This window comes from Mesorhizobium sp. AR07, assembly GCF_024746815.1.
Lineage (GTDB): Bacteria > Pseudomonadota > Alphaproteobacteria > Rhizobiales > Rhizobiaceae > Mesorhizobium.
Genome location: NZ_CP080525.1, coordinates 581141 through 607351 on the forward strand (window position 1 = coordinate 581141; position 26211 = coordinate 607351).

26 protein-coding genes are annotated in these 26211 nt (G+C 62.3%); 13 read left to right on the forward strand and 13 right to left on the reverse strand.

The genetic code is table 11. The annotated features are described in order from the left end of the window. Positions 1 to 204: 204 nt before the first annotated feature. Both BPNPMPFG_RS03055 and BPNPMPFG_RS03060 read right to left on the reverse strand, forming a co-directional pair. Positions 205 to 822 (reverse strand): PilZ domain-containing protein, encoded by a 618-nt coding sequence (locus BPNPMPFG_RS03055; protein WP_258593193.1) that lies wholly within the window; start codon positions 820 to 822, stop codon positions 205 to 207. A 118-nt stretch (positions 823 to 940) separates the two neighbouring features. Further along, positions 941 to 1573: a PAS domain-containing protein gene (locus BPNPMPFG_RS03060; RefSeq protein ID WP_258593194.1), complete on the reverse strand. Its 633-nt coding sequence runs from the start codon at positions 1571 to 1573 to the stop codon at positions 941 to 943. Positions 1574 to 1977: 404 nt separating this feature from the next. Between BPNPMPFG_RS03060 and BPNPMPFG_RS03065 the strand changes: the two genes are divergently transcribed. Beyond that, complete coding sequence (locus tag BPNPMPFG_RS03065) at positions 1978 to 2736, forward strand: rhomboid family intramembrane serine protease (RefSeq protein WP_258593195.1); 759 nt, start codon at positions 1978 to 1980, stop codon at positions 2734 to 2736. Positions 2737 to 2823: 87 nt separating this feature from the next. Further along, positions 2824 to 3255, forward strand: coding sequence for a CBS domain-containing protein (locus BPNPMPFG_RS03070; RefSeq protein WP_258593196.1), 432 nt, complete (start codon positions 2824 to 2826; stop codon positions 3253 to 3255). Positions 3256 to 3303: 48 nt separating this feature from the next. Here BPNPMPFG_RS03070 and BPNPMPFG_RS03075 read toward each other — a convergent pair whose 3' ends face one another. Beyond that, positions 3304 to 3561 (reverse strand): YjhX family toxin, encoded by a 258-nt coding sequence (locus BPNPMPFG_RS03075; RefSeq protein ID WP_258593197.1) that lies wholly within the window; start codon positions 3559 to 3561, stop codon positions 3304 to 3306. Between the two features lie 290 nt (positions 3562 to 3851). On the opposite strand from BPNPMPFG_RS03075, the gene gatB reads away from it, so the two are divergent. From gatB to BPNPMPFG_RS03095, 4 genes are all read left to right on the forward strand, one after another. Next, positions 3852 to 5351, forward strand: a complete 1500-nt coding sequence (gene gatB, locus BPNPMPFG_RS03080; protein WP_258593198.1) for an Asp-tRNA(Asn)/Glu-tRNA(Gln) amidotransferase subunit GatB — start codon at positions 3852 to 3854, stop codon at positions 5349 to 5351. A gap of 4 nt (positions 5352 to 5355) precedes the next feature. Beyond that, positions 5356 to 5844, forward strand: coding sequence for a GNAT family N-acetyltransferase (locus tag BPNPMPFG_RS03085; RefSeq protein WP_258593199.1), 489 nt, complete (start codon positions 5356 to 5358; stop codon positions 5842 to 5844). Positions 5845 to 5970: 126 nt separating this feature from the next. After that, positions 5971 to 6669 (forward strand): AIM24 family protein, encoded by a 699-nt coding sequence (locus tag BPNPMPFG_RS03090; RefSeq protein WP_258593200.1) that lies wholly within the window; start codon positions 5971 to 5973, stop codon positions 6667 to 6669. 99 nt (positions 6670 to 6768) lie between these two features. Further along, positions 6769 to 7113, forward strand: a complete 345-nt coding sequence (locus BPNPMPFG_RS03095) for a hypothetical protein (protein WP_258593201.1) — start codon at positions 6769 to 6771, stop codon at positions 7111 to 7113. 110 nt (positions 7114 to 7223) lie between these two features. Here the strand turns inward: BPNPMPFG_RS03095 and panC are convergent, their stop codons facing one another. Then, positions 7224 to 8075: a pantoate--beta-alanine ligase gene (panC, locus tag BPNPMPFG_RS03100; protein WP_258593202.1), complete on the reverse strand. Its 852-nt coding sequence runs from the start codon at positions 8073 to 8075 to the stop codon at positions 7224 to 7226. After that, positions 8072 to 8914, reverse strand: coding sequence for a 3-methyl-2-oxobutanoate hydroxymethyltransferase (panB, locus tag BPNPMPFG_RS03105; protein ID WP_258593203.1), 843 nt, complete (start codon positions 8912 to 8914; stop codon positions 8072 to 8074). Before panB ends, panC begins: the two co-directional genes overlap by 4 nt. A gap of 226 nt (positions 8915 to 9140) precedes the next feature. Between panB and BPNPMPFG_RS03110 the strand changes: the two genes are divergently transcribed. From BPNPMPFG_RS03110 to BPNPMPFG_RS03120, 3 genes are all read left to right on the forward strand, one after another. Continuing rightward, complete coding sequence (locus tag BPNPMPFG_RS03110) at positions 9141 to 9539, forward strand: NADH:ubiquinone oxidoreductase subunit NDUFA12 (protein WP_258593204.1); 399 nt, start codon at positions 9141 to 9143, stop codon at positions 9537 to 9539. Positions 9540 to 9680: 141 nt separating this feature from the next. Continuing rightward, the gene (locus BPNPMPFG_RS03115) at positions 9681 to 10256 is read left to right on the forward strand and encodes a DUF2155 domain-containing protein (RefSeq protein WP_258593205.1); all 576 of its coding nucleotides are present in this window, start codon (positions 9681 to 9683) and stop codon (positions 10254 to 10256) included. Between the two features lie 76 nt (positions 10257 to 10332). Beyond that, on the forward strand, positions 10333 to 10719 hold the full coding sequence (locus tag BPNPMPFG_RS03120; protein WP_258593206.1) for a hypothetical protein: 387 nt from the start codon (positions 10333 to 10335) through the stop codon (positions 10717 to 10719). Positions 10720 to 10751: 32 nt separating this feature from the next. Here the strand turns inward: BPNPMPFG_RS03120 and BPNPMPFG_RS43100 are convergent, their stop codons facing one another. From BPNPMPFG_RS43100 to BPNPMPFG_RS03150, 7 genes are all read right to left on the reverse strand, one after another. Then, positions 10752 to 10934: an RNA polymerase sigma factor region1.1 domain-containing protein gene (locus BPNPMPFG_RS43100; RefSeq protein WP_413776830.1), complete on the reverse strand. Its 183-nt coding sequence runs from the start codon at positions 10932 to 10934 to the stop codon at positions 10752 to 10754. A gap of 13 nt (positions 10935 to 10947) precedes the next feature. Beyond that, entirely contained in the window at positions 10948 to 11565 is a 618-nt protein-coding gene (gene aat / locus BPNPMPFG_RS03125) for a leucyl/phenylalanyl-tRNA--protein transferase (RefSeq protein WP_258593207.1), read from the reverse strand. A gap of 12 nt (positions 11566 to 11577) precedes the next feature. Further along, entirely contained in the window at positions 11578 to 12921 is a 1344-nt protein-coding gene (gene accC, locus BPNPMPFG_RS03130) for an acetyl-CoA carboxylase biotin carboxylase subunit (RefSeq protein WP_258593208.1), read from the reverse strand. A gap of 10 nt (positions 12922 to 12931) precedes the next feature. Then, on the reverse strand, positions 12932 to 13390 hold the full coding sequence (accB, locus tag BPNPMPFG_RS03135; RefSeq protein ID WP_258593209.1) for an acetyl-CoA carboxylase biotin carboxyl carrier protein: 459 nt from the start codon (positions 13388 to 13390) through the stop codon (positions 12932 to 12934). A gap of 26 nt (positions 13391 to 13416) precedes the next feature. Continuing rightward, complete coding sequence (aroQ, locus tag BPNPMPFG_RS03140) at positions 13417 to 13851, reverse strand: type II 3-dehydroquinate dehydratase (protein WP_258593210.1); 435 nt, start codon at positions 13849 to 13851, stop codon at positions 13417 to 13419. Between the two features lie 148 nt (positions 13852 to 13999). Beyond that, positions 14000 to 14803, reverse strand: a complete 804-nt coding sequence (locus tag BPNPMPFG_RS03145) for a DsbA family protein (RefSeq protein ID WP_258593211.1) — start codon at positions 14801 to 14803, stop codon at positions 14000 to 14002. A 70-nt stretch (positions 14804 to 14873) separates the two neighbouring features. Continuing rightward, positions 14874 to 16268, reverse strand: a complete 1395-nt coding sequence (locus tag BPNPMPFG_RS03150) for a M48 family metalloprotease (protein ID WP_258593212.1) — start codon at positions 16266 to 16268, stop codon at positions 14874 to 14876. 146 nt (positions 16269 to 16414) lie between these two features. On the opposite strand from BPNPMPFG_RS03150, the gene BPNPMPFG_RS03155 reads away from it, so the two are divergent. Both BPNPMPFG_RS03155 and BPNPMPFG_RS03160 read left to right on the forward strand, forming a co-directional pair. After that, positions 16415 to 17563, forward strand: a complete 1149-nt coding sequence (locus BPNPMPFG_RS03155) for a pyridoxal phosphate-dependent aminotransferase (protein WP_258593213.1) — start codon at positions 16415 to 16417, stop codon at positions 17561 to 17563. A 4-nt stretch (positions 17564 to 17567) separates the two neighbouring features. After that, on the forward strand, positions 17568 to 18497 hold the full coding sequence (locus BPNPMPFG_RS03160; RefSeq protein ID WP_258593214.1) for a glutaminase: 930 nt from the start codon (positions 17568 to 17570) through the stop codon (positions 18495 to 18497). Positions 18498 to 18595: 98 nt separating this feature from the next. Here the strand turns inward: BPNPMPFG_RS03160 and BPNPMPFG_RS03165 are convergent, their stop codons facing one another. Further along, positions 18596 to 21529 (reverse strand): Rne/Rng family ribonuclease, encoded by a 2934-nt coding sequence (locus BPNPMPFG_RS03165; protein ID WP_258593215.1) that lies wholly within the window; start codon positions 21527 to 21529, stop codon positions 18596 to 18598. A 652-nt stretch (positions 21530 to 22181) separates the two neighbouring features. On the opposite strand from BPNPMPFG_RS03165, the gene BPNPMPFG_RS03170 reads away from it, so the two are divergent. Beyond that, positions 22182 to 23444, forward strand: coding sequence for an N-acetylmuramoyl-L-alanine amidase (locus tag BPNPMPFG_RS03170; protein ID WP_258593216.1), 1263 nt, complete (start codon positions 22182 to 22184; stop codon positions 23442 to 23444). A gap of 213 nt (positions 23445 to 23657) precedes the next feature. Next, a complete protein-coding gene (locus tag BPNPMPFG_RS03175) occupies positions 23658 to 26114 on the forward strand; it encodes a penicillin-binding protein 1A (protein ID WP_258593217.1) in 2457 nt (818 codons plus the stop codon). Positions 26115 to 26211 lie beyond the last annotated feature (97 nt).

Genomic DNA, 26211 nt, shown 5'->3' on the forward strand with positions numbered 1-26211 from the left:
ACGCCAGTAGAATAAACATAAAATTTGAATCATTTGAGTATTGAATTGTTTGGAGTTCCCGGGACGGGCCCTTCCGGGGTTCGCTGTCACGCAGGCCTTGCGGGCGGCGGCCGCAAGCTTGGGTGAAGCACCTCAATCAACGATGTCGTGAACACAAAAACCGGCCACGAGGGCCGGTTCCTAAAATGCTTCTGTCGGGGCTTGTCAGGCGCGTGGTGTGTTGAATTCCGAATCGAGCGTTTCGGGGCGCTGGATGACGGCGAATTCGATGGCGACGCCGTCCTCGAAATGGCGAACGATCTGCCCGCGCATGGTGCCAAGCATGACCTGGATACCGATCGCCGGCTTGACGTCGATCTCGATCGCGGCGCCGGAAAGCGACAGGTCGATGATCCGGCACTGGTACTGGCGGCCGTCGGTGAGCTGCAGCACGCTGGTTGGATTGCGCGGCGCGACGCGCTCGTGCCGGCGGTCTTCCGGCAGGTCGAGTTCGTGCTTGTTGGCAAGCCAGGTCAATTGCGCGGCAAGCTTGTCCTTCTTGCGGTCCGACGCGATGACGGTCATCGCGAAACCGTCCTGCAGGGTGCGCGTGACGACGCCTTCGATGCGGCCGATATGGTCGATATAGGCGATGACTTTTTCGCCGGGCATGCCGATGCGATCGGTGCGAAGCGCTACATTGCCCGGTGACATGTCGACGACCTGGCAAGGGTGCTCGGTGCGGTCTTCCAGCATGAAGCGCCCGTAAATCTTGACCCGGACGCGCTGAAAGTTACGCCTTTCAGCTTGGGACGGCGCATAGTCGACCGCCGCTGACCTCATGACTGCCTACACCCCGTTTGGCATCCCACGCGTCGATGCGAGGAACTTCATCGCAGAAGTACAACAAAGCGGGTTAACAAAGGGAAAAAGCGGGCGCTCGAGGCTGCCAGATTGCGGACTATTCCTCGCGCCCGCCATCGAAGACAACGAGATGGCGGATGCGGCGCGCCCGCCCGAGCGCCGAAATCGTCTCGGGTGCCCCAAGCTCGTCGGGAACCAGCGAGGGGACATCGATCGCCGGCCGGTTGGTCAGCAGTTCCTTCTCCGGATCGATGACACGGATCGAATCGATCAAGGCGTCGGTGATCGGGTCGGCACCCAGCCAGAAGGGCTTCTCCACGGCGCTGATGACACCCAGGCAGCGGGGATTTTCGACGCCGCCGTCAAGCGGCAGGGCGAGCAGTTCGAACTTGTTGGAACGGCCGTTGCGGCTGAAGCCCTCATAGGTGATGAGCACCACGGATTTCTGGTCGAAGACGCCATGGATCAGCCGCGAGACCAGCCGCTGATCCTTCTCGCGCCATAGCGACGGAAAGGAAAATCCCTTGAGTTCGCGGCCATAGCAGGCGCAAAGCCTGGTGCCGGCCAGCCGGAATACGGCTTGCCCGCGCGTGTCCCTTTCCAGGATGAAGGTGTCGGCCAGCAGCGACTTGATGTCGGCCGGCTCTACCTCCGAACGCTTCGGGGCAGGGCGTCCGTCACGCAGGCGGTTCCAATATTGGAACAGCGTGATCGATCCGTTCTGGTTCATGGTATGCTGCTCCGCGCAATCTGTCGTCTGATGTCCCATCGGTGAACAGAAGGGCGCCCTCCGATGACCTACATGCGTTGCGGAGCAGGAAGCGTGCCAGCGTCGTTAACACTTGTTCACGGGTCGGGGCCGTTAAGGTTAACAAGTGGTTTACGTTGCACCGAAGCGAGGCCCATGGCACATAAGAACCACTCCAGAAGCGGTCGTTTCGCGACGATCGGCAGCACTTCAGTCAAGAGTTTTAGGGGAGCAGGGGGCTCGACCAGCCGTTCAAGGGAAACCTTGAACGGCTTCTTTTTTGATTCGCGCCCCAGCGATTCGCCGTTTGCTGTTCGTTCAGCGGTGATCTAGATGCTCGAAACCCGAACTCCTGCCCCGAATCCCCGCGCTGAGTGCAATTTCAAATGAGCGAACCTGTAAACCCCTCGGAAATCGACCCGGTCGAGGACGCGCCTGAGCCCCGGCGCGAGCCGGTGTTCAACCTGCCGCCGGTGGTGCTGGGGGTGATCGGCATCTGCGTGGTCGTCTTTCTGTTGCAGCAGTACGTGCTGACGCAGACGCAGCAACTGACACTGCTCTACGACGGCGCCTTCATTCCCGTTCTCTACACCGGGCAATACGGCTTCGACTGGTTCCTTTTCTCTCGCCCTTTCACTTATGCCTTCATGCATGGCGGCTTTGCCCATATTGCCATCAACATGGTCTGGCTGGCCGCTTTCGGTTCGCCGTTGGCAAATCGCCTGGGCACGCTCCGGTTCGCACTGTTCTTTGCTGTGACCGGGCTGGCTTCGGTGGTGCTCTTCTGGGCGGTGCATCCGTACGGAGAGGCGCCGCTGGTCGGTGCGTCAGGCGCTATCTCAGGCATGATGGGGGCTGCGGCGCGTTTCGGTTTCCGCACCGACCGTTCGACCGGCAAGGCGGCTTTCGCCGGCCCTGTACTGCCGATCGCAATTGTCCTGCGCTTGCGCGGTGTCGTGATCTTCCTCGCCGTGTGGATGATCATCAACCTCGCCACCGGCCTTCTCGGCTTTGCCCCTGGAGTAAACGGCCAGATTGCCTGGGAGGCTCATATTGGAGGCTTTGTCGCCGGCTTCTTCGGCCTGCGCTTGTTTGACAGACGGCGGCAGGCGCCTGAATGGGAGACCGGCGACCGCCGCACTTGAAATGCAACCGATCACGGCGCACGATGTTCACTCTTATGTGAAAGCCGGTCAGGCAGGAAACCGGCAGGTAAAGCAGAGGAGGACGCCATGACGGTTAAGGCAATTCTCGAGAAAAAAGGCCACGACGTATTGACGCTCGGGCCGAACGAAAAGCTCAGCGAAGCCATCCGCATCCTCGCCGAACACAAGATCGGCGCACTGGTCATCACCAATGGCGATCGCAAGATCGTCGGCATTCTTTCCGAACGCGACATCGTCCGCGTCGTCGCCAGGGAAGGTGCCGCCGCGCTCGATATCGCCGTACGTTCGGCAATGACGCCGAAGGTGAAGATCTGCAATGAGAACCACACCGTCAACGAGGTGATGGAAATCATGACCCGAGGCCGCTTCCGCCATCTGCCGGTGGAAAAGAACGGCATGCTCGATGGCATCGTTTCCATCGGCGACGTGGTCAAGCGCCGCATCGAGGATGTCGAGCGCGAGGCCGACGAGATCAGGGCCTACATCGCCACCGCTTGAGCGGTGATAGGGAACCGCCGGCCGGAGAACCGACCGGCGGATCCAACGCTACCTGTTGTCGAGTTCGGAACGGACGAGTTCGAGCCTGCGCCGGGTGATGCGGTAAGGCCCGCCGCCCGACGAGGAAACCGCCTTCTTGCGTTTCAGTTTGCGAAACAGGTCGAGATCGACGCCCGGATAGTGCCAGCCGTCACGGGTCAGGCATTTGACGGAGGGGATCCGCTTTTTGTCGTTCTTTTCGATTTCAATGCATCCGCCCTGCGCGAGCAGGTGCAGGATGCGCTGTTCAGTGCGCGAAATATCCATTGGAGAGTTTCCGGGAAAACAAAAAATGCCGCCGCCGCGAAGCTTCGCGGCACGGGGTTTCAGGTTTTCTGCCCTGCCTCGTTACGAGGTCAGGGCCTTACCGGGACTGAGCGTAAGTGGACATCCACTCTCCATTGGGACGAGTGTCCCACAGGCGAAGGCGGCTGAAAAGGCCAGTCCGCTGCTTTGCGCTTGTCTCTTTTGGCGGTTTGCACTAGCCAATGACCTTCACGTTGGACGTGAAATTCACGTTCAAACGTGAGTTCAGTCACCGCAATTCGCAGGCCATCATGACACTCATCGACACCCGAACGCCCGACGCGAAACGCCTGATCCCGGGTGCCACCGGCGACTGGGAGATCATCATCGGTCTCGAGGTCCATGCCCAGATCACCTCGGAAGCAAAGCTGTTTTCCGGCGCCTCGACCGCCTTTGGCGCCGCACCCAATGCCAATGTCAGCCTGGTCGATGCGGCAATGCCCGGCATGCTGCCGGTCATCAACGAGGAATGCGTCAAGCAGGCGATCCGCACCGGCCTTGGTCTGAGGGCGCAGATCAACCACAAGTCCGTCTTCGACCGGAAGAACTACTTCTATCCGGATTTGCCGCAGGGCTATCAGATATCGCAGTTCAAGCAGCCAATCGTCGGCGAGGGCACGGTGATCGTCTCGGTCGGCCCGGATCGTCAGGGCGAATTCGAGGACATCGAGGTCGGCATCGAGCGGCTGCATCTGGAACAGGATGCCGGCAAGTCGATGCACGACCAGCATCCGACCATGTCCTATGTCGACCTCAACCGGTCCGGCGTGGCGCTGATGGAGATCGTTTCCAAGCCGGATATGCGCTCGGCCGATGAAGCCAAGGCCTACGTCACCAAGCTGCGCACAATCGTGCGCTATCTCGGCACCTGCGACGGCAACATGGACGAAGGCTCGATGCGCGCCGACGTCAACGTGTCGGTGCGCAAGCCGGGCGGCGAGTTCGGCACGCGCTGCGAGATCAAGAACGTCAACTCGATCCGCTTCATCGGCCAGGCCATCGACTATGAGGCGCGCCGGCAGGTCGCCATTCTGGAGGATGGCGGCAAGATCGATCAGGAAACGCGCCTGTTCGACGCCGTCAAGGGTGAGACACGCTCGATGCGCTCCAAGGAAGAGGCGCACGACTACCGCTATTTCCCTGATCCCGATCTCTTGCCGCTGGAATTCGACCAGGCCTATGTCGACGCGCTGGCGAAGGAATTGCCGGAACTGCCGGATGACAAGAAGGCGCGGCTGATCGCTTCGGTCGGTCTGTCGACCTACGATGCTTCGATCCTGGTTTCGGAAAAGCCGATCGCCGACTATTTCGAGAAGGTGGCCGCCGGCCGCGACGGCAAGCTGGCCGCCAACTGGGTCATCAACGATCTGCTCGGGCAATTGAACAAGGCCGGCAAGGACATTGAAAATGCTCCGGTTTCGCCCGACCAGCTGGGCGCGGTGATTGACCTGATCAAGGATGGCACCATTTCCGGCAAGATCGCCAAGGACCTGTTCGAGATCGTCTGGAACGAGGGCGGCGACCCACGCCAATTGGTCGAGAGCCGCGGCATGAAGCAGGTCACCGACACCGGCGCCATCGAGAAGGCAGTCGATGAGGTGATCGCTGCCAACCCAGACAAGGTCGAGCAGGCGCGCGCCAAGCCGAGCATGGCGGGCTGGTTCGTCGGCCAGGTGATGAAGGCGACCGGCGGCAAGGCCAATCCGCAAGCGGTCAACGATCTCGTCAAGGCCAAGCTGGGCATCGAGTAAGGCGGTGTTCGTCCGCACCGCAGGCGAACGTGACCTTGCCGCAGTGCGGGCGCTGCTGGTCGAAACCTGGCATGCGACCTATGACGCCATCTATGGTGCCTCTGAGGTGACCGAGATCACCGATGAATGGCACTCGATCGCTTCGCTCCGCTCGCGGCTGACACGGCCGAATTCGGAATTCCTGGTTGCCGACGACGGCAAGCGGATCGGCGGCATGGCATACGCTGCCGCCACCGCCGACGCGAAGATCATCCTGTTGAACCAGCTTTACGTGCTTCCGGCCTGTCAGAGGCGAGGGATCGGGCAAGCACTGCTGGAGGAGATCGAGGCCAGTTTCCCGGAAGCCCGAACGCTGCGTGTCGAGGTGGAGGAAGCCAATGGCGGCGCCATCGCCTTCTACCGATCGAAGGGGTTTTTGCCTGCCGGCAATGCCGCGGATCCGCGCGAGACCTCAAGGCCGACGACGCTGAGTTTCGAGAAGCCCCTCGGATAGGCCGCTGCCGGAGCGCCCGGCCAGCAATTGTCTCGCGTTTTTGATTTGACCGGCCCCCGCAGCCGTATCAACGCTGCCTGAGCCTGCGTCCGCATTCACGGACGCGATGGCGCAAGGGGGGATTTCATGCCGAGCTTACCGGAACTGATGCCGACACAGGCGTCGAACGAAACCTTTGGTGGCGTCACCTATCACATCGCTGGCGAGCTGGTGCCGGTGCTTTCGGTCGATGTGACGCGCATGCCTGTCTATTTCGAGCACCACATCCTGCTGTGGAAGAATTCCACCATAACCATCGGCCTGAAATCGCTGAAAGGAGCGCTGAAGCGCATGATGGCCGGCATGCAGATCTTCGTCACCGAAGCATCGGGGGCGGGCATCATCGCCTTCAGCCGCGATGGGCCTGGCCATATCGTGCCGATCCATCTCAGGCGTGGCGAGGAGATCCAGGTGCGCGAGCACCAGTTTCTCGCCGCCACCGGCAATGTCGACTACACTTTCGAGCGCGTGCGCGGCATGGCGACAATGCTGTTCGGCCAGAGCGGCTTCTTCATCGACCGTTTTCGCGGCGATGCCGGCGACGGCATCGTCTGGCTGCACGGCTATGGCAACGTCTTCGAGAAAACGCTCGCCGCTGGCGAAACCATCGACATCGAACCTGGTGGCTGGCTGTTCAAGGATGTCTCGGTCAGGATGGAAACCAAGATCGATCGCTTGTCGAGCGGCTTCTTCGGCGCCAACATGAATTTCATCGTCAACCGTTTCACCGGACCGGGCCGGGTCGGCATCCAGTCGATGTATCTGCATATGCCGACCGAGGAATAGGACTGACATCACCCAAAATTGCTGGCGTCATCGGTTTCGAACCAGGCGATGCGTCATCCCGGCATTTGCTGTGCCGGCTTACGACGGGTATGCAGGAGCATGATCAAACTGTCCCGCATTGCAGCGCTGGCGCTGCTCGCCATCATCGTTTTCGCAACCTTGTCGCCGATCCAGATGCGGCCGCACATAGCCCCGGCAAATGTTGAACGCGCCTTGGCCTACGTGTTGCTGGGCTTGGCTATGGCGCTCGGCTTCCCCAACCGTCTGTATCAAACCGTGATCTTTGTGGTTGTGATCGCAGGCGTACTGGAATTGCTTCAGATCATCGATCCCGGTCGCCACGCACGCCTTATCGACGCACTCGTGAAAGCCTTTGCTGGGGTTATTGGGATCGTTGTGGGGCAACTATTGGTCAGGAGCAGCCGACGAATTGGAGAGAAGTAGGCGCGGCAGCAAACCGCCGCAATGCCGCCAGCCTGGAAGTTTGCGGGCACGTCAACCTTGGCCGGCCCAGTCTGTCAGGTCGGGAACGCGCTGATGAAAATTTCCAGCTTTTATGCCCAGGGAACGTCCACATTGTCGATCAGCCTGGTCTTGCCGAGCCAGGCCGCGGCGAGCAAGCGCCCTTCACGATCCCGACGCCATGGCGCGAGCGTCAGGCTTTCGCGCGCCTCGACATAGTCGACCTCGCGGAAGCCGGCCGCGATCAGGGCGTGCCTGGCCTCGGCGGTCGCACCGTTCTGGTCGGCGCCGGCCGCCAGAGCTGCGGCCGTCTTTCTCAGGATCACGTTGAACTGGCGCGCGATCTCGAGCTCGGCTTCGCCGAGATAGGCGTTGCGTGACGACATGGCGAGACCGTGTTCGTCGCGTATCGTCGGTGCGCCGATGATTTCGACGGGCAGATCCAGGTCGCGGCAGAGCTGCCTGACGACGCAAAGCTGCTGGTAGTCCTTCTCGCCGAAGACCGCGCAGTCAGGGGTTGCCTGCAGGAAAAGCTTTGCCACCACGGTGGCGACGCCATCGAAAAAGGTTGGCCGAAAGTCCGATTCGAGCCCGGCGGAGGGGCCGCCGACCGAGATTTCTGTTGCAAACCCAGTGGGATACATTTCGCCGACTGTCGGCGTGAAGGCCAGGTCGGCCCTGGCCATTCCCAGCCGGTCGAGGTCGTGGGCGAGTTGGCGCGGGTACTTGTCGAGGTCTTCCGTCGGCGCGAACTGCGTCGGGTTGACGAAGATCGACACGACGCAGCGCTCGGCTCGTTCGAGTGCGATTCTGACCAGCGAGATGTGCCCGTCATGCAGCGCACCCATGGTCGGCACCATGGCGACACGAAGGCCGTCGCGCCGCCAGTGGCGGATTTCCGCGCGCAGCGCGGCAACGTTGTCGACGACGATGGGCCGGCTCATGTCTTGTCCTTGCCTGTCGCGGCCGAAAAGACATGTCCAGGGCCTGGGAATGTCCGGCTTCGCACCTCGGATGCGTAGCTTTCGGCGGCATGCGCGATGACGCTGCGCAGATCGGCATACTCCTTGACGAATTTCGGCACCCGGTCGACGGTCAGCCCGATCATGTCGTCGATGACCAGGATCTGGCCGTCGCAGTCGCCGCTGGCGCCGATGCCGATGGTTGGGATGGCGATGCGGCGGGTGATGTCGGCGGCGACGGTCTCGATCGTGCCTTCGATGACCACCGAGAACGCGCCGGCGCCTTCGACCGCGAGCGCATCGGCAAACAGTGCGGCGACAGTCTCGTCCGTGCGGCCCTTGATCTTATAGCCGCCGTCCTTCTCCACCGATTGCGGCAGCAGGCCGATATGTCCCATCACCGGAATGCCGGTTGCGACGATGGCGGCGATCTGCCCGGCCATGTCGACGCCGCCTTCCAGTTTCACCGCCTGGCAGCCGGTTTCGTCGACGATCCGCCGCGCCGAGGCAACGGCTAGTGCCGCCGAGTCTTCATAGGTGCCGGCCGGCATGTCGACGACGACGCAGGCCTTGGCCGAGCCGCGCATCACCGCTTGCCCATGCGCGATCATCATGTCGAGCGAGGCGCCCAGCGTCGTCTTGTGGCCGTGCAGCACCATGGCGACGCTGTCGCCAACCAGGAGCAGATCGACATGGTCGTCGAGCAAGCGGGCGATGGGATAGGTGTAAGCGGTGAGGCAGACAATCGGCGTGCCGCCCTTGCGACGGCGAATCAGGTCGGCGCTGATGCGAATGTCGGTGGTCGGCAATTCCGTGGCCAATCGTCACCTCCTTCGGCCTGTCGCCGGTTGGATACCGGCTCGGCCGCGCAAGCTTTAGAAAGACCGCGAAGGCTTGGCAAGCGCGCATCCCGCGGTGAAGAAAATCACGGGCTTGTGTCGGCTTTCCGGCAAGCCATTCGAGCGCTCCGTGTGGCAAAACCCTTGCCTTCCCGATGGCCTGACGCCATAAGCAGGAAACGGGCGCCGTCGGCGCGAGGGTTTTGAGATGAAGACTTTCCTTACGCAGTTTTTCACCTGGTGGAACAGCCAGACGCTGGGAACGCGCCTGCACACCTGGCGGCATGGCAAGAAGGTCGGCCAGGACGAGACCGGCAATGTCTATTACGAGGGCGGCATCGATTCGGAAGGCCGCACGCGCCGCTGGGTCATCTACCGCAACTATTCGGAAGCTTCGGCCATACCGCCGGGCTGGCACGGCTGGATGCATCACCGTGTCGACGTCGCGCCGCCCAGCGAGGACTATAAGCCGCGCGACTGGCAAAAGCCGCATCAGCCCAATCTGACCGGCAGCCCAGCAGCCTATCGCCCGAAGGGCTCGGTGCTGACCAATCAGCATCGCCCGCAGGTTACCGGCGACTACGACGCCTGGACACCGGGGTCGTAACGGCCCCGACTTGTAACAACGCAAGGTGCAGGCCGGTCCTTTATCGCCACAATTGGTGTTTAGCTGCTTGCTGATCAGAAAACGGCGACTAGCCTTGGTGATCGACAGAATCGCCCGGGCGCGAACCACCGGTACCCCTAGATGAGATTTTTCAACCTGATATCGACGGGCGGCCTGACGCTAGCCGCCGGCCTGGCCGTCAGCACCGCGGCCTTTGCCGCTTCGCCCGCACCCGCTGCGCCGGCGCCCGCACCGGCGGCGCCCGCCGGATCGGATCGCATCACCAATCCCATCGCGGAATTCGCCGGCATCGACAAGATCACCGGCCGCATCATTACCTTCGATGTCTATATCGACGAGACGGTGCAGTTCGGCGCTTTGCAGGTGACGCCGCGCATCTGCTATTCGCGGCCGCAGACCGAGGAGCCGAAGACCGATTCCTTTGTCGAGGTCGACGAGATCACGCTCGACCGCAAGATCCGCCGCATCTTCACCGGCTGGATGTTCGCCGAAAGCCCCGGCCTCAACGCCGTCGAACATGCCGTCTATGACGTCTGGCTGAAGGAATGCAAGCAGAAGTCCGACGTACCGGCACCCGACGCCCCCAAGGCGGGCGCGACCAAGGCTGACGCTTCGAAGCCCGCCGCGGCCAAGCCGAAGCCTGCTGCCACTCCGGCACAGCCGGATGCCACGGAACCTGACACAACCGCCAACTGATCCGCCGGAACTGTCCTGGGCCACCATGCGTTTAGGCCACGGACGATGCGCATCCATGCGCCTGGAGGATTTTTCGATGTCAGACAGCAAGCGGATCACGGCCAGCAAGAAAGAGCTGCTGGAGCTCGAAAGGGGATTCTGGACGGGCGACGCGGCCTACTATGCGGCCAATGCCGACACCGAGTGCCTGGTGGCGTTTCCGCAGATGGCAAAGGCGATGGACAATGCCGATCTCGCCAAGACCGCAACCAAGCCCAACCGCTGGCGCGACCTCGACATCGAGCTGAAGGGAATAATCGAGCCGGGCAGCGATATCATCATGCTGACTTACGAGGCGCGGGCAACGCGGGAGAACGGCGAACCCTACGCCGCACTTGTCAGCACCGGCTACGTTCATCGCGTCAACGGCTGGAAAATGATGTTCCATTCGCAGACGCCTTTGGAGACCGCTGCGAAAGGTTGATGCAATCGGGACAGGTCGGCCCGGCAGATCGTTCACTCGGCGATGTGTATCCCGTGGTCAGCGAGAGCAGCCATTATGTCTTCGATATCGGTCGAACTAAACTCTCGTTTGGGGAGCAGTAGGTCGAGCTGGCCCATTGTGACGTCTCTGCCCTTTTCGATCAGTGCTTGAACAATTGGCTGCATGTCCGTTCGAAGGTGGTTCTCGCCCGACATCGAATCTCTTCAGTTACGGAAAAAAGACGGCCTCACCCTTCAGCGCGTCGGCCAGCATCTTCTCATACTTGCCGCGCGGCACGTCGACCGCGCCCAAGCGCTTGAGGTGCTCGGTGGTGAATTGCGTATCAAGTAACGCGAAGCCCCGCGCCTTCAAGCGCTCGACGAGATAGAAAAGACAGGTCTTGGAAGCGTCCGTTTCCCTGGCAAACATGCTCTCGCCGAAGAAGACCCGGCCGAGCGACACGCCGTAGAGACCGCCGACCAGCCGCTCCTCGCGCCACGCCTCGACCGAATGACAGTGCCCCATCCGGTGCAGTTGCACATAGGCTTCGCGGATCGGCGCGTTGATCCAGGTCGACCGGCGCTCCTCGCGCTTTTCGGCGCAGCCGTCGATCGTCGCTTCGAAATCGAAATCGAAACGGATGTCGAAAGGATGCTTCTTGATCGTTTTCCTGAGGCTCTTCGGCGTGTGAAAACCGTCGAGCGGGATGATGCCGCGCGTCTCCGGCCGCACCCAGAACACCTCCGGGTCGCCGGCACTTTCGGCCATCGGAAAGACGCCCGAGGCATAGGCCTTGAGCAAAAGGTCGGTGGGGATGCGATAGCCGGGCGCGTAGGGGCGGGTCATCGCGTCCCCGGACTACTCTTCCTTGGCCAGGTATTTTTCCAGCCAGTGGATGTCATAGTCGCCATTGGCGATATCGGCATTGCCGACGAGATCGCGAAACAGCGGCAACGTCGTCTTGATGCCGTCGACGACGAATTCATCCAGCGCACGCCGCAGCCGCATCATGCACTCGACGCGGTTGCGCCCATGCACGATCAGCTTGCCGATCAGGCTGTCGTAATAGGGCGGGATCTTGTAGCCGGAATAGACGCCGGAATCGACGCGGATGCCGAGACCGCCCGGTGTGTGGAAGTGGGTGATCGTGCCGGGCGAGGGGGTGAAGGTGCGCGGGTCCTCGGCATTGATGCGGCATTCGATGGCGTGGCCATTGAACTTGATGTCTTCCTGCCTGACCGAAAGTCCGCCGCCCGAGGCGACGCGGATCTGCTCGTGCACGAGATCGATGCCGGTGATCGCTTCGGTCACCGGATGCTCGACCTGCAGGCGCGTGTTCATCTCGATGAAGTAGAACTCGCCATTCTCGTAGAGGAACTCGATCGTGCCGGCCCCGGAATAGCCGAGGTCGGCGATGGCCTTGGCGCAGACGCCGCCGATGCGGGCGCGCTCCTCGGCATTGAGGGCCGGCGAGGGCGCCTCTTCCCAGACCTTCTGGTGGCGGCGCTGCAGCGAACAGTCACGCTCACCGAAATGCACGCCGCGGCCAAAGCCGTCACCGAACACCTGGACCTCGATGTGACGTGGTTTTTCCAGGTATTTCTCGATGTAGACGGCGTCGTCGCCAAAGGCAGCACCGGCTTCCGAGCGCGCCGTCTGCAGCGCGACCTCGAGGTCGTCCTCGGTATGCGCCACCTTCATGCCGCGCCCGCCGCCGCCGGCCGACGCCTTGATGATCACGGGATAGCCGATCTCGGCGGCAATGCGCCTGGCTTCCTTTTCATCGGTCACCGCGCCGTCCGAACCGGGCACCACCGGAATGCCGAGGCGTTTTGCTGTGCGCTTGGCCTCGATCTTGTCGCCCATGATGCGGATGTGGTCGCCGGACGGGCCGATGAAGGTGATGTTGTGGGCGGCCAGAATGTCGGCGAACTTGGCGTTCTCCGACAGGAAGCCGTAGCCCGGATGCACCGCATCGGCGCCAGTAATCTCGCAGGCGGCGACGATCTGATGGATGTTGAGATAGCTGTCGCGCGATGGCGGCGGGCCAATGCAGACGCTCTCGTCGGCGAGCCGGACATGCATGGCATCGGCGTCGGCGGTCGAATGCACCACCACCGTCTGGATGCCGAGTTCCTTGCAGGCGCGCAGCACCCGAAGCGCGATTTCGCCGCGATTGGCTATGAGGATCTTTTGAAACATCCGGCCCGCTCTACTCGATCACGACAAGCGGCATGCCGTATTCGACCGGCGTCGCATCCTCGAACAGGATCGCCGTCACCGTGCCGGCGCGTGGCGAGGGGATCTGGTTCATCGTCTTCATCGCCTCGATGATCAGCAGCGTCTGGCCTTCCTTGACCTTCTGGCCGACTTCGATGAAGGCCTTGGCGTCGGGCGACGGCGCCAGATAGGCGGTGCCGACCATCGGCGAGGTTATCGCATTTTTCGACACATCGACCACCGCCGGCGCTGCCGCGGCAGCGAGTTGGGCCGCGGCCGGCGCATAGGCAGGCTGCGGCGCCGCGATCGCGTGAACGGCCGGCGCCTGCCGCGAGACGCGTACCTTCAGGTCGCCCAGTTCAACCTCGATCTCGGTGAGGTTGGTGTCGTTCAGTATGCCCGCCAGATCGCGGATCAGTTGCTGGTCAACACCGGTCTTCTTTATCGACATTTTCGAGCCTTCTGTTTGTTGGCCGGTCATAGGCGTGCTGCCAGCGCCTGCAGTGCCAGCGTGTAGCCGAGCGGCCCAAAGCCACAGATCATGCCGACGGCAACCGGCGCGACCATGGAAACGTGGCGGAATGGTTCCCGCGCATGGATGTTGGAAAGATGGACTTCGGCGACCGGCAGCGGCGCGATGGCGCGAATGGCGTCGTGGATCGCGATCGAGGTGTGGCTGTAGGCGCCCGGATTGATGACGATGCCGACAGCCTTGTTGCCGGCTTCCTGGATCCAGTCGACAAGGTCGCCCTCGTGGTTCGACTGGCGGAAATCGATCTCGAGCCCAAGCGCCGTGCCAGCCTGCTTGCAGTCATCGGCGATGGCGGCAAGCGTCTTGCCGCCATAGATGCCCGGCTCGCGCTTGCCGAGCGCGTTGAGATTGGGACCGTTCAGGACGAAAACCGTTTTCAAAAAGCAGACCTTTCCCGGCGCCGGCATCAAACCGGCGCGCTGGCCCTCTATAATGGGCATAGACGCCCGCGAAAAGAGCGCAAGTGCGTTCTTTCACTGTCCACAACAGGCGGAAATGTGCCCGTGAGAAATGTGCTCCTGAGCAAAATCAGAGCGCGGCTTTCGCCGCCTCGATCTTTTCAGCCAGCACTTGCTGCCCAAGCGCCCCGAACACAACCTCGTTGCCGACCACATAGGACGGCGTTCCGGTGATCGCCAGCTTGTTGGCAAGATCGTAGGTCTTGGAGAACGCCTCGGTGATCGACGGATCCTTCATCTTCTCGCGCAGCGTTGCTTCGTCGGCACCGAGCGAAAGCGCGATCTTGATGGCCGTCGCCTCGGTGGCGCGTCCCTGGCCGCCGAGCAGCGCGTTGTGGAACTCGCCGTACTTTTCCGGATGCATCAGGTGGAAAGCCATCGAAACGACGCTCGCTTTCTGCGAATCGGGTCCGAGGATCGGGAATTCCTTGAGCACGAAGCGCAGATCCGGATCAGACTTGGTCAGCGCCTGCATGTCGCTGATGGCGCGTTTGCAGAAGCCGCAATTGTAGTCGTAAAATTCGACGATGGTGATCTTGCCGTTCGGATTGCCGACGACGCCGTCGAAGGCGGAGTTGAAGATCTGGTCCTTGGCGCCCTTGATCACGCCGAGATGAGCGATGCGCTGCTCTTCCTTCTGTTTGGCTTCGAGCGCGTCCTGGACCTCCAGAAGGACTTCCGGATTCTTCAGCAGGTAGTCGCGGATGATGCCCTCGACCTCGCTGCGGTCGATCTTGGTGTCGGCCGCCGCCGTCTGGACGGACTGCGCCGTACCGGCCTTGGCAATCTGTGGGCTTCCGGCCACGAATCCGAAAGCCAGCATGGCAAGGGCGACCGCAACCCCCGTGGTGCCCAGCAGCAGTGCCTTTTTCATCGTTCCTGTTCCTTCTACCTGTTTTCCGGCCCGGTTCGTCTGGCTGTGTCGCAGCGCGCGGCCGGAAGGTTCATTTGATCTTGGTTGATGGTGTGTAGTTTATGATGTCCTGGGCGCGAAGCCAGCGCGGCTCGCCGCGTTTCATCTGCTGCTGCGCCCGCATGGCGAAGATCTTCGCATCCTTGTAATTGCCGGAATAGAAATGACCTTCGGCGGTGGCAAGTTCGGCGCCCGGTATGTCATTCAACTCGCCATAGGCCTGCGCCAGATAGCGATACCCGGCCGAATTTTCCTTGTCGCGTCCCAGACCGTTGTTGATCTGCACGACGGCTTTCTTCAGGGAGTCAGGTGTACCGACCGCCATCAGCGCCTGGCCAAGGGACACCGGCAGCAATCCGGATCGCGCTGGGTCGAGGCTGACCGCCTTGGCATAGGCATCCGCGGCATCCCTGGGCTTGTTCGCCTTCATCAGGATGTCGCCGCGCAATTCCTGGAAATAGGCGTTTTTCGGCTGCGCCTTGATCAGTGCATTGGTCTTGGCGAGCGCGGTCGCGATGTTACCGAACAGGTATGTCGACTGGGCATCGCCATATTGCGCGGCGAGACTGCCCGGCATTTTGCGCATCAGCCGCAACGCGGCCGCCTGGCCCTCCATGTAGACGGCGATCTTCACACGCATCAAATCGTGCCGCTGCTGCAGTGCCGGGGCATCGATTTTGTCGACATACGGGCTCTGTTTCACCAGCACTTCGAGATTGGCGATACGGTCCTGCGGCATCGGGTGGCTGATGCGGTAGGGATCGACCTGCGCACCCGACAGCGACAGTGCCGTCTGGAAGCGGTGGAACGTCTTCAGCATGCCCATGCCGGATTGGCCGGTGGCGTTGAGATAGGTGATCGCCGAGCGGTCGGCGGTCATCTCCTCGGTGCGCTGATAGGCGAGGATGCTGCGCTGTGCCATCTCGCCGCCGCCGGCCGCCACGCCCATGCCGGCGCCGGCAAGGCCGCGGCTGTTGGTGGTGGCACCGGCAACGATGGCGCCGGCGCCCAGCAATGTGGCGATGATGGCCATCGTCTTGGCGCGTTCGAGCTGGTCGCGCAGCTTCTGCTGGTGGCCGCCGGCGATATGGCCGGCCTCGTGCGCGATGACGCCGATGATCTCGTTGGGCGTTTCGGCCGTCATCAGCGCGCCGGTGTTGACGAACATCCGGCGCCCGGTGACGAAGGCGTTGAAGCTCTGGTCGTTGACCAGCACGATGTCGATGCCGTCATTCGCCAGCCCCGCCGCCTTGAAGATCGGTCGCGCGTAATCGCGCACCAGCGCCTCGATCTCGGCATCGCGTATGACGGGCACGTTCTGGGCGAAGGCGCTGACCGAACTCGCCACCGCGACGGCCACGCCAAGCGAAAGCGTCGCGAAGACGCGCGCTGCCTGAGCAATCGTCGATCTGGGTCGGCTCAACATGATGTGTCCACTGGTAGACGAGCGGGCGAAAGATGAAAAGTCGGCGCCGGAAACTTCCTCAACTTGTGATCCTCACATCAATCGGGCATTTGTGCGGCGCGGCCGCCAAAGCCAGGTGGGGACGGCCGGAGGAAAATGAGATAAAGATGGTCGTTTCGCTTTCACGTCGCGGCAATGTCGAACCCTTCCACGCCATGGACATTCTGGCCGAGGCGAACCGGCTGAGGGCGCAGGGCGTGCCGGTCATCTCCATGGCCGTCGGCCAGCCATCCGACCCGGCGCCGGTCGGGGTTCGCGCCGCGGCGGCCGAGGCCTTGCGGGACGGACGCATCGGCTACACCGACACGCTCGGCCTCGCCGCGCTGCGCAAGGCGATCGCCGAACATTACGCCGATCACTATGGCCTCGATATTCCACCCAGCCGGATCGCGGTGACCACCGGATCGTCGGCCGCCTTCAATCTCGCCTTCCTGGCGATGTTCGATCCAGGCGACCGCGTCGCCATCGCGGCGCCCGGTTATCCCGCCTATCGCAACATCATGGCCGCACTCGGCATCGATGTGGTTGAGATCGAGCTTGGCGAGGCCGCCTACCTGCATGCCGGTCATCTGGAAACCGCGCATCGCGAAAAGCCACTGAAAGGCGTGCTGTTTGCCAGTCCGGCCAATCCGACCGGCGCGGTCATACCGGCCGACGAACTGGCGGTTCTGGTGAGGACGGCGCAAGAGCTCGGCATCGCCGTCATCTCCGACGAAATCTACCATCGGCTGGCCTATGCTGCTCCCGACACCACGGCACTTGCCTATGGCGGCGACGTGACGGTGATCAACTCATTCTCGAAATACTACTGCATGACCGGCTGGCGCATCGGCTGGATGGTGTTGCCCGAAGACCTGGTGCGGCCGGTCGAGCGCGTCGCCCAGAGCCTCTACATCTCGCCGCCGGAACTGTCGCAGATCGCCGCGATCGAGGCGTTCAAGGCGACCGAGGAACTGGAAGCGGTGAAGGGTCGCTATGCCTGGAATCGCGAACTCTTGATGAAACGACTGCCGGAACTCGGCTTTCCGCTGGCCGCACCCATGGATGGCGCCTTCTATGCCTTTTGCGATGTCACCAGGCATACCAACGACAGCATGGCTTTCGCGCGAAAGATGCTGGCGCAGGCGCATGTGGCGGCGACGCCCGGTCGCGACTTCGACACCCAGGCGGGTCACCGCACCATGCGGTTCTCCTATGCCGGCAGCCATGACGACATGGTCGAGGCGATGGCGCGCATCGAACGTTGGTTGAGGTAGCACCATGCCGGAACTCGAACAGGCGCTAGCCGAAGTCGCAGCCGAAATGGCCGAGCGTACGGACCGCGGCGATGTCGCCACCTACATTCCGCAGTTGGGAAAGGTCGATCCAAAAAAATTCGGCATCGCCGCCGTCACCAATGACGGCCGCGTGCTGATGGCGGGTGACGCCGATCAAGCCTTTTCGATCCAGAGCATCTCGAAAGTGTTCACCTTGACACTGGCGCTCGGCAATGTCGGCGATGCGTTGTGGCAGCGGGTCGGACGCGAGCCGTCGGGCAATCCGTTCAACTCGATCGTCCAGCTCGAGCACGAGAACGGCATTCCGCGCAATCCGTTCATCAATGCCGGCGCCATCGTCATTTCTGACATCCTGCTTGCCGGCCACCAGCCGCGTGAGGCGATCGGCGAAATCCTGCGCTTCATCCAGTTCCTGGCCGATGACGAGACGATCATTATCGACCGCGACGTCGCGGCGTCCGAGCGCGCCACCGGCTATCGCAACTTCGCTCTTGCCAACTATATGAAATCCTTCGGCAATCTCAACCATGCGCCGGAGCTGGCGCTGGGCGTCTACTTCCATCACTGCGCCATCGCCATGAGCTGCCGGCAGTTGGCGCTCGCCGGCCGCTTCCTCGCCAATGGCGGCAAGAATCCGGCGACTGGGCATTCCGTGGTGTCGGCCGAGCGCGCGCGCCGCATTGGCGCGATGATGCTGACCTGCGGCCATTATGACGGCTCCGGTGATTTCGCCTTCCGCGTCGGCATTCCCGGCAAGAGCGGCGTTGGCGGCGGCATATTGGGCATCGTGCCGGGCGTGGCGTCGCTCGCCGTCTGGTCGCCTGGCCTCAACGCCAACGGCAATTCCAAGCTGGGCTCGATCGCGCTGGAAAAGCTGGCCAGGATGATGAACTGGTCGATCTTCGCGCCGTAGCGTTTGGTGACCGCCAGTAGATACGAAAAATCCCGCGCCGTCTTTCGATCGGCGCGGGATTCTTTTTGTCAGAAAATCATTTCAAGTGGCTGAAAGGCCTAGAAAAAGCCCTTTCGCTGCCACCAGCCGGCGCGCTTCGGCTTGTCTTCGGTCTTGGCCGCCGGTTCGTCGGCAACGGTCGAGGACACCACCGGCACGACCGGCGCATCCACTGCCGCCGCCTTGCGCCGTGACGGGCGGGCCTTCGGTGCCGCCTCCACGGTCACTGGCACTGCCTCGTCGGAGGCGGTGACCGGCGTCACGATAGGAACTTCCGCGACCGCTTCGGCAACCGGCTCCTCGGCGACAACCTCGGCAGCGGCCTTCTTCGGCTTGGCGGCGCGACGTGGCTTCTTCGGCTTTTCGGTGCTCGGCGCGTCGTCATTGGCCGGAGCTAGCGCCACGGGCTCTTCAGCCGGTGCGGCAACGACTGGCACGTCAGCGACCACCACACTTTCTGCAACGTCGCCATCGGACGCTTCAGTGGTTTCGCCGGCACCTGCCTCGGTCTCGCCTTCACCGTCTTCGCGACGGTTGCGCTTGCCGCCGCGCTTGCCGCGCCGGCGCTTCTTGCCCTGGCCGTCGTCCGAAGCCTCAACCGTTTCAGACGTTTCGGCAACACCGAGAGGGGCGTCGTCGCCCGCCTCCGCGTCGCCATCGCTGGCAGTGGTTGCAGAGTCGGAGAACTCATCGGCCGGGGCCGAGATGGCAGTCCCGTCCGTCGGCGCGCCATGTTCGCGATCGCGATCCTTGCCGCCGCGACGCCGCCGGCGCTTGCGACGCTTGCGGTCACGGCCTTCGCCTTCCTCGCCGCCACCGGCTGCGGCAGGCCGCGGCTGTTGTTGCTGCGGCTGCTGGCGTGGCTGCTCGGCCTGCACCGGTGCCTCGTCGTCTTCCTCCACGACGACGACCTCGTCCTCGGGCTCTTCCGCCTCGACATAGGCTGGGAAGCTGCGCGCCTCGACGAAGCCTTCCGGCTTTTCAGCCAGCGCGCCGCGGAAGATCGCATAGTGCTGCGCTCCGACCGAATCGTCGGCCTCGACGGTGATGGTCAACCCGAAGCGGCTTTCCAGTTCCACCAGCGTGCCGCGCTTGTGGTTGAGCACGTAGAGCGCGGTCGCCGCTGGCGTCCGCACCGTGATGTGGCTGCGCGAATCCTTGAGCAGGAATTCCTCGATCGCCCGCACCACCATCAGCGCGACCGACGAATCGGAGCGCACATGGCCGGTGCCGCCGCAATGCGGGCAGGGCTTCATGGTCGATTCCAACACGCTGGCGCGGATGCGCTGGCGTGACATCTCCATCAGGCCGAAATGCGAGATACGGCCGACCTGGATGCGCGCCCGGTCGTTCTTGAGGTGATCCTTCAACCGCTTCTCGACGGAGCGGTTGTTGCGGTTCTCCTCCATGTCGATGAAGTCGATGACGATCAGGCCGGCAAGATCGCGCAATCTAAGCTGACGCGCGACTTCCTCGGCCGCTTCCAGATTGGTGTGGAGCGCGGTGTCCTCGATCGAGTGCTCCTTGGTGGAACGGCCCGAATTGACGTCGATGGCGACCAGCGCTTCGGTCTGGTTGATGATGATGTAGCCGCCGCTCTTCAGCGTCACTTGCGGCTGCAGCATGCGATCGAGCTGTGCCTCGATGCCATTGCGCACGAAGATCGGCGTCGTGTCGCGGAATGGCTGAACCACCTTGGCGTGGCTCGGCATCAGCATGCGCATGAAGTCCTTGGCCTCGCGGTAGCCTTCCTCGCCGGAGACAAGAATCTCGTCGATATCCTTGTTGTAGAGGTCGCGCACCGAACGCTTGATCAGGCTGCCTTCCTCATAGACTAGGGCAGGGGCCGTCGACTGCAAGGTGAGATTGCGGACATTTTCCCACAGCCGCATCAGATATTCGTAATCGCGCTTGATCTCGGCCTTGGTGCGGCTCTCGCCAGCGGTACGCAGGATGACGCCCATGCCTTGCGGCACTTCGAGATCGGCAACGACCTCCTTGAGGCGCTTGCGGTCGACCGCGCTGGTGATCTTGCGCGAAATGCCGCCGCCGCGCGCCGTGTTGGGCATCAGTACCGAATAGCGGCCGGCAAGCGACAGATATGTGGTGAGCGCGGCGCCCTTGTTGCCGCGCTCTTCCTTGACGACCTGCACCAGCAGGATCTGCCGGCGCTTGATCACTTCCTGGATCTTGTACTGGCGGCGCACCGGCTTGCGGCGGTTGCGCACTTCTTCCAGCGCATCCTCGGCGCCGACCGATTCGACTTCGTGATCGTCCGGATGCGAGGACTGCACTTCTTCCAGCATGCCGCGATCATTGTCGCCGGACGTCGCTTCGCTGCCCTGTTCCGCCTGCGGGACGGCTTCGGAAATCACATCGCCTTCGACCGAGGCGGCGATCGATGTTGGGCCGCCTTCGCGTGTTTCGGTCTCGTCCTGCTCAGATGAACCTTCATCATGGCCGGACGTATCGGAATGTTCTGAAGTATCGGCCGCGTGTTCGATGATCTCGGAGGTGTGGGAGATCTCCTCGACAACGATGTCGCCATTGTCGCCGTCTTCGCCATGCTCGCCGGCAGCTTCGCCTGCATCGCGCTTGTGCTCGCCGCGGTCGCGGCTCTTGCCGCCGCGCCGGCGTCCGCGCCGTCCGCGATCGCGGCTCTGCCGATCTTCACCGTCGCCATCCTCGTCCTCCTCGTCTTCAGCCTCCTGCGCTTCCGCGCGCAGCAGTGCCTGACGGTCGGCGACCGGAATCTGATAGTAATCGGGGTGTATTTCACTGAAGGCGAGAAAACCGTGACGGTTGCCGCCATATTCGACAAAAGCTGCCTGAAGGGAAGGTTCGACGCGCGTTACGCGGGCGAGGTAGATGTTTCCTTTGAGCTGCTTCTTGTCCTGGGATTCAAAGTCGAATTCTTCAATTCGGTTACCGCGAACGACGACAACGCGTGTTTCCTCCGGGTGGGAGGCGTCTATCAGCATTTTGTTGGGCATTATTTCGTTTCCTCCCGGCAGCCGTCAGCCGCAGCTTGCGAGGCAATGCCCGCTGCTGCGTGTCTGGAGTGTGGGTGCCGGATGTCTGAATGTCCGCCGGCCGCCGCTTGAGCGCCATGGCGGTGCCGCCCGCAGCCATAATGGCGCGGTTTGATGCGGACCTTTCCATGATTGCGCTTGAAGCCATCGTCACCAGCAGAACCTTTTGAACCAAAGCCCGGACGAACCGGACCAGCTTGTTTGCTCATACAGAGCCGGCGCGGGAACAAACCCGGCCGTTTTCCTCACGCAGGCGATTCCCCCGCCACGGGCGCACACCTGCGAAATTCGTCGCGATCACCTGAGGCCTTTTCGCGTGAAGCGAAAGGAGCCGCCTTTTCATCTGACCCTGTAGCAGGAAGCTGCGGAGGAGGGCGGTTCCAGGATTGCAGTGATCCACCATCGCTTTTATGATTTGGCGGGGTGGAAGGCAACCCCGATTTCCGATGCCGGCAAAAAGCAGTTCCGTAACGGAAGTACAGGTTCCGACCCTTGCATGAAAAGGCTTGGTTAACCTTCTCTGGATACCAATCGTTAATCGAGTTCGCGGCCTGACCGGCATTTCGACGAAACGACCGGCGCCTGGCGCCAAACCGGAGCGACTGGAAGAAAGATGGGACGGGCAGACTTCACAGACAAGGGATGTCGTGTCGGCGGCCAGATCGTCCGTGCTTTCTGCCTCTTGCTGCTGCTGGCGATCTCTTGCGCCTTGTCTTCCATTGCCAGTGCCGCCGACGCGCCGCTCGTGGCAAAAAGCTACAAGATGGGGGGCGATGCCACCAAGATGCGCATCGTCATGGATTTCGATCGCGAACCTGATATCAAATGGTTCCTGTTGCGTGGTCCCAACCGCCTTGTCATCGATCTTGCCAATACGAGATTTGCCATTGACGCCAAGGACTTGAAGGCGCGCGGCCTGGTCAGGAGCGTGCGCCTGGGCGCGCTCGGCGAGGGCGTTTCGCGACTGATCCTCACCGGCAAGGGACCGTTCGCCGTCGACAAGCTCGACGTGCTCAAGAACGAGGACGGAACCGGCTACCGCATAGCCATCGACATGTCGGCCGCCTCCGAGCGCGAGTTCGACGCAGCACTTGCCAATCAGGCGCTGACCACCGGATCGACGGTTTCGGCCGACAAGGGAGGGCGAGTCGGCACCGGACCGGTCTCCAATCCGGGCCACCGCTTCACCGTCGTGATCGATCCCGGTCATGGTGGCATCGACGGCGGCGCCGAGGGCCTGAACGGCACCATCGAGAAAGATATCACTCTGGCCTTCGCCACGGAGTTGCGCGACAAACTCGCGGCCGTCGGCAACTACGATGTCTTCATGACGCGCGACACCGACGAATTCCTGCGTTTGGATGATCGCGTGCGCATTGCCCGCCAGCATGAGGCCGACCTGCTGATCTCCATCCATGCCGACACCATCAGCGTCAAAGGCATTCGCGGCGCCACCGTCTACACCGTTTCCGACAGGGCTTCGGATCCCGAGGCGCAGGCGCTTGCCGACCGCGAGAACCTCTCCGATCAATTCGCCGGCATGGAAATCAAGAACGATAACAAGGAAGTGACCGACATCCTGATCGATCTGATCCGCCGCGAAACGCACAATTTCTCGATGAGTTTCGCCCACACGCTGGTCGGTCAGCTCTCGACCAGCGTCGGCCTTATCAACAATCCGCAACGTTCGGCCGGGTTCAAGGTGCTGAAGGCACCTGACGTGCCATCCGTACTGGTGGAACTCGGTTATCTCTCGAACGCCAAGGACGAAGCACAGCTGCTCGATGCCGATTGGCGCGGCAAGGCGGCTCAAAGCATCACCAACGCCGTCGCATTGTTTGCTTCCGCCCGAACCGGACCGGGAACCGGGGGCTGAGATGCCCGGCGGCGCCTGCAACCAGAGGCAGCGTTGCACGACGACAACACCCGGTGCCTTTATTTCCGGCTTGCGGTCACGAATTCAGGCATTGCCGTATTTTGTCCACATGGTCGCGACATGGGTTTTCGATTACGGATTGGGACCGGCTCGAAAGCTTGCGCGAAAGGCGGCTTCGTTTAGGAAATTCCCGAACCAAGGACTGGAGCGGGTATGATTCGTCTCATTGGCTATTTTTTCGGCATCGGCACGACGCTGGCCCTTCTGGTCGCGGCGGGCGTTGCGATCTACATCGGCCATTTGTCGAAAGATCTGCCCGATTACGAGGTGTTGGCCAAATACGAGCCGCCGGTGACCACCCGCATCCATGCGTCGGACGGCGCGCTGATGGCCGAATATGCGCGTGAGCGGCGCCTGTACCTGCCGATCCAGGCCATACCGGATCGTGTCAAGGCGGCCTTCCTGTCCGCGGAAGACAAGAACTTCTACAACCACCCCGGCATCGATATCACCGGCCTTGGCCGCGCTGTCATCGTCAACCTGCAGAATTTTGGCTCGGGCAGGCGCCAGGTCGGCGCCTCGACGATCACCCAGCAGGTGGCGAAGAACTTCCTGTTGTCCTCGGACCAGACCTACGAGCGCAAGATCAAGGAGATGATTCTCGCCTTCCGCATCGAGCAGGCCTATCCCAAGGATCGTATTCTCGAGCTCTACCTCAATGAAATCTTCTTCGGTTTCGGCGCCTATGGCGTCGCCGGCGCGGCGCTGACCTATTTCGACAAGTCGGTCAACGAGCTGACCGTTGCCGAGGCTGCCTATCTGGCTTCGCTGCCGAAGGGGCCGAACAACTACCACCCCTTCAAGCATGCCGATCGCGCGATCGAGCGCCGCAACTGGGTCGTCGACCAGATGGTCGCGAATGGCTATGTCACGCATGACGAAGGCGAAAAGGCCAAGGCCGAGCCTCTGGGCGTGACGCCGCGCCGCAACGGTACCTATCTTTTCGCCGGCGAGTACTTCACCGAGGAGGTGCGCCGCCAGATCATTGCCCGTTACGGCGAGAATGCGCTTTACGAAGGCGGCCTCTCCGTCCGCACGACGCTCGATCCGAAGGTTCAGCTCATCGCCCGCAAGGCGATGCAGAACGGGTTGATGAAATACGATACGCTGCGCGGCTATCGCGGGCCGGTGAAGACCATCGACGTGTCCGGTGACTGGGGCGTGCCGCTGGGCAACGTCAAGGGGCTGGAGGATGTCCCCGAATGGTCGCTCGCCGTCGTGCTCGACAGTTCGGCGACCGGCCTGTCGATCGGCCTGCAGCCCGCGCGCCAGGCGTCGGGCGATATCGTCAAGGAACGCGTCGAAAGCACCGTCAGCAAGGACGACATGGGTTTCGCCATGCGCCATCTCGTCGACGGCAAGACCGTCAAGGCCAAGTCGCCGGCGGATGTGCTGAAGCCGGGCGACGTCATCTTTGTGCAGAAGAACGATGGCGCCGATGGCGCCTACAGCCTGCGCCAGGTTCCCGAGGTGGAGGGCGGCCTGATCGCCATGGATCCGCATACCGGCCGCGTGCTGGCCATGGTCGGCGGCTTCTCCTACGCGCAGTCCGAATTCAACCGCGCTACCCAGGCCATGCGCCAGCCAGGCTCCTCGTTCAAGCCGATCGTCTATTCGGCCGCACTCGACAATGGCTATACGCCGGCCTCGGTGATCATGGACGGGCCGATCACCATCCAGAGCGGCAACACGACCTGGACGCCGAAGAACTATGACGGCACCGTCGCTGGTCCGGCAACGCTGCGCTCCGGCATCGAGAAGTCGCGCAATTTGATGACGGTGCGACTTGCCAATGACATGGGCATGAAGCTGGTCGTCGAATATGCCGAGCGCTTCGGTGTCTACGACCATCTGGCGCCGTATCTGCCGATGGCGCTGGGCTCCGGCGAAACGACCGTGATGCGCATGGTGTCGGCCTATTCGATCATGGCCAATGGCGGCAAGTCGATCAAGCCGTCGCTCATCGACCGCATCCAGGACCGCTACGGCAAGACGGTGTTCAAGCAGGATGAACGCGGTTGCCAGGGCTGCAATGCGCAAGAATGGCAGAACCAGCCGGAGCCGGAGCTGGTCGACAATTCCGAGCAGGTGCTCGATCCGATGACCGCCTATCAGATCACCTCGATGATGGAAGGTGTCGTGCAACGCGGCACCGGCGCCACCATCGGCGAACTCGGCCGCCACATCGCCGGCAAGACCGGAACGACGAACGACGAAAAGGACGCCTGGTTCATCGGTTACACGCCAAACCTGGTCGTCGGTCTCTACATGGGCTACGACACGCCGCGCGGCCTCGGCCATGGCGCAACGGGTGGTGGTCTCGCCGCCCCGATCTTCAAGGACTTCATGCGCGTGGCGCTGGACGGCACGCCCAATGTCGACTTCAAGGTGCCGGAGGGCATGAACCTGGTCGCCATCAATCGCAAGACCGGCATGCGTGCGGCCTCGGGTGATCCCGGCACCATCATCGAAGCCTTCAAGCCGGGCACCGGGCCCGCCGACAGCTATTGGGTGATCGGCATGGGCGCCGACGGTTCCAATGCCACCGGCGGCGCGCTGTCACCGCAGGCCAACCAGGCCATTCAGTCTGGCGGCGGCGGCCTTTACTGACGATTTTCATGAGCGGATGGGCTGGCCTTGCGCCAGCCCATTTTGCTTTACAGCCGGCGGCGGCCTCCCTATGTATCGCGCCGACCGATTTCAGCAA

Excerpts from the sequence above, each read along its gene's own strand:
- BPNPMPFG_RS03055 (WP_258593193.1), bottom strand. The coding sequence starts at position 822 with ATGAGGTCAGCGGCGGTCGACTATGCGCCGTCCCAAGCTGAAAGGCGT.
- BPNPMPFG_RS03060 (WP_258593194.1), bottom strand. The coding sequence starts at position 1,573 with ATGAACCAGAACGGATCGATCACGCTGTTCCAATATTGGAACCGCCTG.
- BPNPMPFG_RS03065 (WP_258593195.1), top strand. The coding sequence starts at position 1,978 with ATGAGCGAACCTGTAAACCCCTCGGAAATCGACCCGGTCGAGGACGCG.
- BPNPMPFG_RS03070 (WP_258593196.1), top strand. The coding sequence starts at position 2,824 with ATGACGGTTAAGGCAATTCTCGAGAAAAAAGGCCACGACGTATTGACG.
- BPNPMPFG_RS03075 (WP_258593197.1), bottom strand. The coding sequence starts at position 3,561 with ATGGATATTTCGCGCACTGAACAGCGCATCCTGCACCTGCTCGCGCAG.
- gatB (WP_258593198.1), top strand. The coding sequence starts at position 3,852 with ATGACACTCATCGACACCCGAACGCCCGACGCGAAACGCCTGATCCCG.
- BPNPMPFG_RS03090 (WP_258593200.1), top strand. The coding sequence starts at position 5,971 with ATGCCGAGCTTACCGGAACTGATGCCGACACAGGCGTCGAACGAAACC.
- BPNPMPFG_RS03095 (WP_258593201.1), top strand. The coding sequence starts at position 6,769 with ATGATCAAACTGTCCCGCATTGCAGCGCTGGCGCTGCTCGCCATCATC.
- panC (WP_258593202.1), bottom strand. The coding sequence starts at position 8,075 with ATGAGCCGGCCCATCGTCGTCGACAACGTTGCCGCGCTGCGCGCGGAA.
- BPNPMPFG_RS03110 (WP_258593204.1), top strand. The coding sequence starts at position 9,141 with ATGAAGACTTTCCTTACGCAGTTTTTCACCTGGTGGAACAGCCAGACG.
- BPNPMPFG_RS03115 (WP_258593205.1), top strand. The coding sequence starts at position 9,681 with ATGAGATTTTTCAACCTGATATCGACGGGCGGCCTGACGCTAGCCGCC.
- BPNPMPFG_RS03120 (WP_258593206.1), top strand. The coding sequence starts at position 10,333 with ATGTCAGACAGCAAGCGGATCACGGCCAGCAAGAAAGAGCTGCTGGAG.
- BPNPMPFG_RS43100 (WP_413776830.1), bottom strand. The coding sequence starts at position 10,934 with ATGTCGGGCGAGAACCACCTTCGAACGGACATGCAGCCAATTGTTCAA.
- aat (WP_258593207.1), bottom strand. The coding sequence starts at position 11,565 with ATGACCCGCCCCTACGCGCCCGGCTATCGCATCCCCACCGACCTTTTG.
- accC (WP_258593208.1), bottom strand. The coding sequence starts at position 12,921 with ATGTTTCAAAAGATCCTCATAGCCAATCGCGGCGAAATCGCGCTTCGG.
- accB (WP_258593209.1), bottom strand. The coding sequence starts at position 13,390 with ATGTCGATAAAGAAGACCGGTGTTGACCAGCAACTGATCCGCGATCTG.
- BPNPMPFG_RS03145 (WP_258593211.1), bottom strand. The coding sequence starts at position 14,803 with ATGAAAAAGGCACTGCTGCTGGGCACCACGGGGGTTGCGGTCGCCCTT.
- BPNPMPFG_RS03150 (WP_258593212.1), bottom strand. The coding sequence starts at position 16,268 with ATGTTGAGCCGACCCAGATCGACGATTGCTCAGGCAGCGCGCGTCTTC.
- BPNPMPFG_RS03155 (WP_258593213.1), top strand. The coding sequence starts at position 16,415 with ATGGTCGTTTCGCTTTCACGTCGCGGCAATGTCGAACCCTTCCACGCC.
- BPNPMPFG_RS03160 (WP_258593214.1), top strand. The coding sequence starts at position 17,568 with ATGCCGGAACTCGAACAGGCGCTAGCCGAAGTCGCAGCCGAAATGGCC.
- BPNPMPFG_RS03165 (WP_258593215.1), bottom strand. The coding sequence starts at position 21,529 with ATGCCCAACAAAATGCTGATAGACGCCTCCCACCCGGAGGAAACACGC.
- BPNPMPFG_RS03170 (WP_258593216.1), top strand. The coding sequence starts at position 22,182 with ATGGGACGGGCAGACTTCACAGACAAGGGATGTCGTGTCGGCGGCCAG.
- BPNPMPFG_RS03175 (WP_258593217.1), top strand. The coding sequence starts at position 23,658 with ATGATTCGTCTCATTGGCTATTTTTTCGGCATCGGCACGACGCTGGCC.